This is a genomic window from Roseburia sp. 1XD42-69 (assembly GCF_003612565.1).
Classification (GTDB): domain Bacteria; phylum Bacillota; class Clostridia; order Lachnospirales; family Lachnospiraceae; genus Roseburia_B.
Genome location: NZ_RAZG01000123.1, coordinates 1 through 5780, shown reverse-complemented (window position 1 = coordinate 5780; position 5780 = coordinate 1). Strand labels below are relative to the sequence as shown.

The window sequence follows — 5780 nt, the reverse complement described above, 5'->3', positions numbered from 1 at the left end:
GAGGCATCCTGTATCTTATTTAATTTGAAGAAAAAGAAGGGATTTTGGTTCAGATAAACTAACGAATAACAGTAGGAAAGGAGGAATCACTTATGTCTTGCACAGAAGCATACAAGGAGCATATCGCCTGTATGCGTTCCAATCTCCGATACGGCAAGAACCAAAAACGGGAGGACGTAAAGAGCCACCATTACATTATCAGTTTTGACCCCCGTGACGCACCAGACAACGGCTTGACTGTAGACCGGGCGCAAGCGTTGGGCGAGCAGTTCTGTAAAGAGCATTTCCCCGGACATCAAGCGTTGGTATGCACCCACCCGGACGGGCATAACCACAGCGGCAACATTCATGTGCATATCGTAATCAATTCCCTACGGATTGCGGAAGTACCACTATTGCCGTACATGGAAAGACCAGCCGACACAAGCTGCCAGCGTCCAAAGCCCTACAAACGGAGATTGAGCAGCTTACCAAAGAGAAAAACGCCCTTTATAACGAGTACCGGGAGAAGAAAGCAAGTGTCCGGGAATTGCAGACCGTGAAAAGCAATCTTGACAAGATATTACGCCGTGAGCCGGAACGGGGAAAGGGGCGGGAAAATGAACGGTAAACGCCCCTGCATGGACTACCCACAGTACAGAGCCGCCCGCCGCCTTGTACGTTGACAGTTTCGGCTATAAGGAAGTGCCGGAGTTTTTACAGGAGCAGACACCGCAGCTTACCCCCGACACCCGCATGACCGGGGAGCAGATCAGAACGCCACGGGGGAGTTTTTCTGTAACGGATATGACCGCCGAACAAATGAGGGAAGCCGGGTACGGGCTTCACCACACGTCGGAGGACGGGAAATACCTCATTATGGGGAACGGGACACAGGCGTTTGCCGTTGCTGCAGAACAGCCGGAAAGCACACGCACCGCTGACGAGCTGGAAGCAAAGGCGAAAAGCGGCGAACAGATCTCCCTTGCCGAGTATGCCGCCGCACTGAAAGCCCAAAAGGAGCAGGGAAAGGAAATAAAGCCGGGGAAAAAGACCGAAAAGAAGCCCTCTATCCGGGCGCAGCTCAAAGCCGACAAGGAACGGGCAGCGCAGAGGAAACAGGCAAGAAGCAAGTCGCAGGACTTGGAAAGGAGCTGATTATGGGGAAATTGAATAAATTTGAGAATGTGGACGTGTTCGCTTCCCTTGAAGCCATTCTAAAGCAGAACACGGGATTTTATCAGAGTGATTTTGACATTGACAAAAAGATCATTGCGGAAAAGGCGGCAAGCCCCGACCCGGCAGACAAAACGCTCTTGTGGCTTTCCCGCCCGTCCGGGACGTACTGCTTTAGAGAGTGCGACGTTTTTATCAGTGACACCGCCCCGCACAATACATGGCGTTTCTACAAGGAGCAGAGCCGCGACCCTATCCTTGCCTACGCCGTGGAGCTGACCGGGGTACAGGACGGGAAGATCACAGGCAACCTCTATGAGCTGGACTATGAGAAACACTAATGGAAACTGTATCTTGCTGGACGACGGGGACTATTGCGTATGCCCGCAGCTTATTTCTTATTCCCTGCTCTGTAAATGGTTCCGCATTGCGGTACTGCCCGCAGACAAGGAGCTATACGCCGAGCTTTACCATACAGATGATATGCGCCGTTGTAGTGTGAGCGGTGCGCCCTTTGCGTCCAGCTCCAACCGGGCTATTTACTGCCCGGACTGCCGGAAGCGTATCACCCGCAGACAGACCGCCGAGCGCATGAGGAAACTGCGGGGGAATGTGACGCGATAGGGGCGAAATAAGCCTTGATTTATGCGGCTTTCCGGGCGAGGAAATCAAGCGGCAAGGGATTTATACCTTTATCCCCGAAAATGCCGTTCTATTGCGTAACATTCCAATATCTGCACCCATAAGAAAACCGGGGCGCGGTGGCTATGTGATAGCTGCCGCGTCCCGGTTTTTTTGCCCTACAAACTGAAATCATATACTTTCTTTAATTTTCACTTGAATTGAACATACTCTTATAATATTCGGATAATGAAACAAGGAATTTATCACCTGCTATTCCGTTTTTGAGCAATATTTCTTTCACTGAATCCATATGAATTATAAAATCGCTTAGTATCTGATTTGACGTATTCAATTCCTGCTTAACAGCCTTTATATCGGCTTCTTCGACCTCAATCCGATAGTGATCCATATTTTTTTCTATTCGTATCGCAGACGCAATCAGTTCTCTGAATATATTAACTAACGACTCTGAATCTGCCCCAGTTTGCTCAGCAAATGATTTTTGGAAATTATAAATTTTTTCTTCGCGTGCCGACTGGTAAATCGGCAACTGCCGTTCTTCTTTGACTTCCCCGACAAGAATAGCCAAAGACAATCGAAGCAAGATAATATAATCTAAAGACTGACCTAATTTATCTAACTCTTTTCTGATAATGTCAAGTTCCATAATTTTCTTCCTTTCGTGTTTTTCGTATCAACGTCTATTTAATATCGCTGGATATATTGTATTGCATTTATCCTACAATAACAATATCTATTTGATTTTATTCTCCGAAAGCAAACTTGTAGCCTATGCCTAAAGCGGTCTTTCCCTACATACGTTGATAGCGGCATAGCGTATGACAACTTTGCAGAAACCGCTGAAAGTATACATGATGTGTTCTATGTATGTTACTACGCAAGGCATGATGATTCTCCTTTTCTCCCACATAAGGTTTTGCATAATTTACAATCACATCAAAGGGGTAGTAGCACTTTAAGCTCCTACCCCTCTGATTAACACTATCAATATCATTGTAAAATTTGCGGTTGTGGCTATCCTTCTTTTGCCGGAGCAACTTTCGCATACCCTTCCCATGCAAACAATGCTTCTTTTGATTCATCTGCAACCATTTTTTCAATGTTGCAAAGATATAAGTAATGGTCGCCAGATTCTATTGTTTGTTCAAGAGATACTACAAAGGCGATTCGGACGTCCTCTGGGATTTGAATATCACTCCCCTCTACATTTTGTAACGTAATCGGAATTTCTTTCAGCTTGTCTTTTTGGCTGCCAGTAGAAGAACCATATGACATTACTACGTCACGCAAACTGATACCCGGAGCAACAAGAACCGCTTTACCCGTCCTGCGGATATTGTCGCCGGAATTAGCTGTTTTACCCAATGCAAATGCAAGCATAGGCGGATTGAAAGAGGAATACATAAAAAATGACACAGGAGCCATATTAAGGCTTCCATTCTCCTTTGTTGTACAGACCAGCATAAGCGGATCGGGAGAAGTAATTGCTGTTGCTTGACCAATGTTAATTTCTTTCATAGTAAACTATCCTTTCTGTAATCATAATATTTTCAGTTTAGCCCTTGTTGACTTTTGCTGATAAGATTATTATACTTAGTTTAGAAACACATTCAAGTACGCAGAATATTCTTACATAGTATGGTAGACCATACCACTTAAATACCTATGATAATTATGTTATTTATTCAAAGAAAGGACGGTTGCGTTATGGCTATTAGTTTGACATATGAAGAATGGATACAAAGGGTTAAATATGGTATCTATACAGAAGCCGGAAATTGCCCCGTGACATCTCTGCTTATCATGTTGCAAGGTAAATGGAAATTCCAAATTATTTACGAAATGTGCATTAAATCTCCTATACGCTTTGGTGAATTAAGAAAAAATATTGATGGCATTACAAATACAATGCTTACTTCTTCTTTACGCGAATTAGAAAAAGACGGCTTAATATCACGAATACAGTTTAACGAAATCCCCCCTCATGTGGAGTATTCTTTAACCGAAAAAGGAACTGCATTATTTCCGGTTTTTTACGCTATGACAAAATGGGGATTGACATATATTCCATAAAACAATATTACTATCAAACAAACCAAATAAGGAGAGTGACTAATATGCAAGAATTTATTACACCACCAAATCACAAAGGTTTTTCTGCAAAAAAGCTTTTTGACGAAAATGGCAAAATTAAATGGGGAGCAATCGCCTATATTGAAAAGGGCGGTGGTGGTCCAGAAGGAAATCATGTTCATAGCGATAATCACATTTTTATCGTAGTTGACGGTGAAGCAAAAGTTATTCTTGGCAATAAGGAAATAATTGTGCGAAAAAATGAATCATTTTTTGTAGATGGAATGACACCACATTCTATTTGGAATAATACAGATCAAACCACAATAGTAATTAAAATTTCCACTGAACGGGAACATCCTGTTCAATAACAGAATGTCAAACTAGCATAAGCGGGATTCCATAAAGCGTATTTTTTGATTTATGCGGCTTTCCGGGCAGTAGCAAAGATTTATACCTTTATCCCCGAAAAAGACGTTCTATTGCGTAACAATTCAATATCTGCCCCCATAAGAAACCGGGGTGCGGTGGCTATGTGATAGCTGCTGCGTCCCGGCTCTTTTTTTGTATTCCTATCTGCGCTCTGTTTCCTTTTCCCGTTGCGACTGCTTCTCTGCCTGTAAAATACTGTCTATGTTCCGCTTGATAACGTCGTACTCTGCAACCTGTTTTTTCAGCTTCCCATAGTCCGTGTAAAGGGCTTCTTTCTGTCCTTGTAGCTTTTCATACTCTGCTTGGAGGACGGGGACGCTGGGGAGCTTCCCGCTGATCTGCGCCGCCTTTAGTGCCTTTGCCGCCGCTTCATGGAGGATAATACCCCGTTCATGCGCTGCCCGGTAATTCTCCTTATTCCGGGCTTTTCGGTAGGCTTCATAGAGGGGCTTTGTCTTTTGGTAGGTAGTGACATTCTTAATCAAGACTGCCATATCCGCAAGCCGCTTTTCCATGTCCTTTAAGCTGTCCCCTGCCTGTTCGCTTGCCGCCGTGATTTCCTCTATCCGGGTGAGCAGATCGGCGTACTGTTCAATCTTGTTTTCGGTAAGGAAGTTCATAGTCTTTGCCGCCTGTTTCAGATTGTGGATTTTCGCCCACTGTTCATATCCCCGGCTCTGCTGCGCCTTGATACTGTTCTCTATATCAATGAGAAGATTAACGCCTTTGCGCTCTGTCTTTGGAGCTTTGGCGGCACGGGTGCGCTTGCCCGCTATTCGTTCCCTTATGGCTTCCTCTGTATAATCTGCGCCGAGGGTTTTTAGGCGGGTAAACCGTTCCTGCCCCGGTGCGCGGCATGAGATATATTTCCCCGGCTTGATCTCATAGCCCGCCGCCTGTAACCGCTGCAACAATTCCTCAAAGTCGGACACTTGGGGAATGAGCGCGTCAACGGCTGTCTTTAGCTTGCCTTTCCAGCTTGTACCCGTTTTCTCCGCTTGGTATTCTGCATAGCTCTTTCCCTTGCTGCCTTTGCCGGGAACGACAACGGAAAGCCCGTTATCCCGGCACAGCTTGTCACTCATGTTCCGTATGCCGTAATATGTCCGCTTGTTGGAAACATACTTGTGATGATCTACGAAGTTGACCGCACAGAAAATAATGTGGTTATGGATATGCCCCTTGTCAATGTGCGTCGTTAATACATACTCATGCTGCCCTTTGGTTACAGCGTCGGCAAGAAGTGCATGGGTACGCCGACAGCGGGAGCAGATAAGGCGGCAGATGCGGAAAGCTGCTTTGCCTTCCGGGGTTTTTAAGGAGCGTGTGTAGTATCCGTGTATGGAGAGACAGGCGGAGTGGCCGCAGGTACAGGTAAGCCTGTGGAACTGCAGGCTGTTAATAAGATTATTATAAAAATCTGGTGTTAAGGGATTGTTTTCTTTTACAAATACGGTTATCATAATCCTGCAGAC

Annotated in this window: 6 protein-coding genes and 4 pseudogenes; 6 read left to right on the top strand and 4 right to left on the bottom strand. The window is 45.2% G+C overall.

Annotated features, from left to right (window positions below; all coding sequences use genetic code 11):
- Positions 1–122: 122 nt before the first annotated feature.
- The 4 genes and pseudogenes from D7Y06_RS23635 to D7Y06_RS23620 form a co-directional block, all read left to right on the top strand.
- Positions 123–425: pseudogene (locus D7Y06_RS23635) on the top strand (relaxase/mobilization nuclease domain-containing protein); the annotation flags it as partial.
- Positions 426–630: 205 nt separating this feature from the next.
- Positions 631–1137 (top strand): annotated as a pseudogene (locus tag D7Y06_RS23630) (antirestriction protein ArdA); the annotation flags it as partial.
- Between the two features lie 2 nt (positions 1138–1139).
- A pseudogene (locus D7Y06_RS23625) lies at positions 1140–1493 on the top strand (hypothetical protein); the annotation flags it as partial.
- Positions 1483–1779 (top strand): cysteine-rich VLP protein, encoded by a 297-nt coding sequence (locus D7Y06_RS23620; protein ID WP_442970469.1) that lies wholly within the window; start codon positions 1483–1485, stop codon positions 1777–1779. The pseudogene D7Y06_RS23625 and the gene D7Y06_RS23620, both read left to right, overlap by 11 nt.
- Positions 1780–1981: 202 nt before the next feature.
- Here the strand turns inward: D7Y06_RS23620 and D7Y06_RS23615 are convergent, their stop codons facing one another.
- From D7Y06_RS23615 to D7Y06_RS23605, 3 genes and pseudogenes are all read right to left on the bottom strand, one after another.
- Positions 1982–2446 carry a chorismate mutase gene (locus D7Y06_RS23615; protein WP_120409970.1) on the bottom strand — a complete coding sequence of 155 codons (465 nt, stop codon included), beginning with the start codon at positions 2444–2446 and terminating at the stop codon, positions 1982–1984.
- Between the two features lie 138 nt (positions 2447–2584).
- A pseudogene (locus tag D7Y06_RS28465) lies at positions 2585–2686 on the bottom strand (sigma-70 family RNA polymerase sigma factor); the annotation flags it as partial.
- 128 nt (positions 2687–2814) lie between these two features.
- The gene (locus D7Y06_RS23605) at positions 2815–3318 is read right to left on the bottom strand and encodes a flavin reductase family protein (RefSeq protein WP_120409969.1); all 504 of its coding nucleotides are present in this window, start codon (positions 3316–3318) and stop codon (positions 2815–2817) included.
- 189 nt (positions 3319–3507) lie between these two features.
- Here D7Y06_RS23605 and D7Y06_RS23600 point away from each other — a divergent pair, with 189 nt between their 5' ends.
- Both D7Y06_RS23600 and D7Y06_RS23595 read left to right on the top strand, forming a co-directional pair.
- Positions 3508–3873, top strand: a complete 366-nt coding sequence (locus D7Y06_RS23600) for a winged helix-turn-helix transcriptional regulator (RefSeq protein ID WP_120409968.1) — start codon at positions 3508–3510, stop codon at positions 3871–3873.
- A 44-nt stretch (positions 3874–3917) separates the two neighbouring features.
- Complete coding sequence (locus D7Y06_RS23595) at positions 3918–4244, top strand: cupin domain-containing protein (RefSeq protein WP_120409967.1); 327 nt, start codon at positions 3918–3920, stop codon at positions 4242–4244.
- Between the two features lie 201 nt (positions 4245–4445).
- On the opposite strand, the gene D7Y06_RS23590 is transcribed toward D7Y06_RS23595, so the two are convergent.
- The gene (locus tag D7Y06_RS23590; protein WP_243119489.1) at positions 4446–5771 is read right to left on the bottom strand and encodes a relaxase/mobilization nuclease domain-containing protein; all 1326 of its coding nucleotides are present in this window, start codon (positions 5769–5771) and stop codon (positions 4446–4448) included.
- Positions 5772–5780: the final 9 nt, after the last annotated feature.

Bases quoted from the DNA above. Each gene is read 5' to 3' on its own strand.
- D7Y06_RS23620 (WP_442970469.1), top strand. From the start codon at position 1,483: ATGAGAAACACTAATGGAAACTGTATCTTGCTGGACGACGGGGACTAT.
- D7Y06_RS23615 (WP_120409970.1), bottom strand. From the start codon at position 2,446: ATGGAACTTGACATTATCAGAAAAGAGTTAGATAAATTAGGTCAGTCT.
- D7Y06_RS23605 (WP_120409969.1), bottom strand. From the start codon at position 3,318: ATGAAAGAAATTAACATTGGTCAAGCAACAGCAATTACTTCTCCCGAT.
- D7Y06_RS23600 (WP_120409968.1), top strand. From the start codon at position 3,508: ATGGCTATTAGTTTGACATATGAAGAATGGATACAAAGGGTTAAATAT.
- D7Y06_RS23595 (WP_120409967.1), top strand. From the start codon at position 3,918: ATGCAAGAATTTATTACACCACCAAATCACAAAGGTTTTTCTGCAAAA.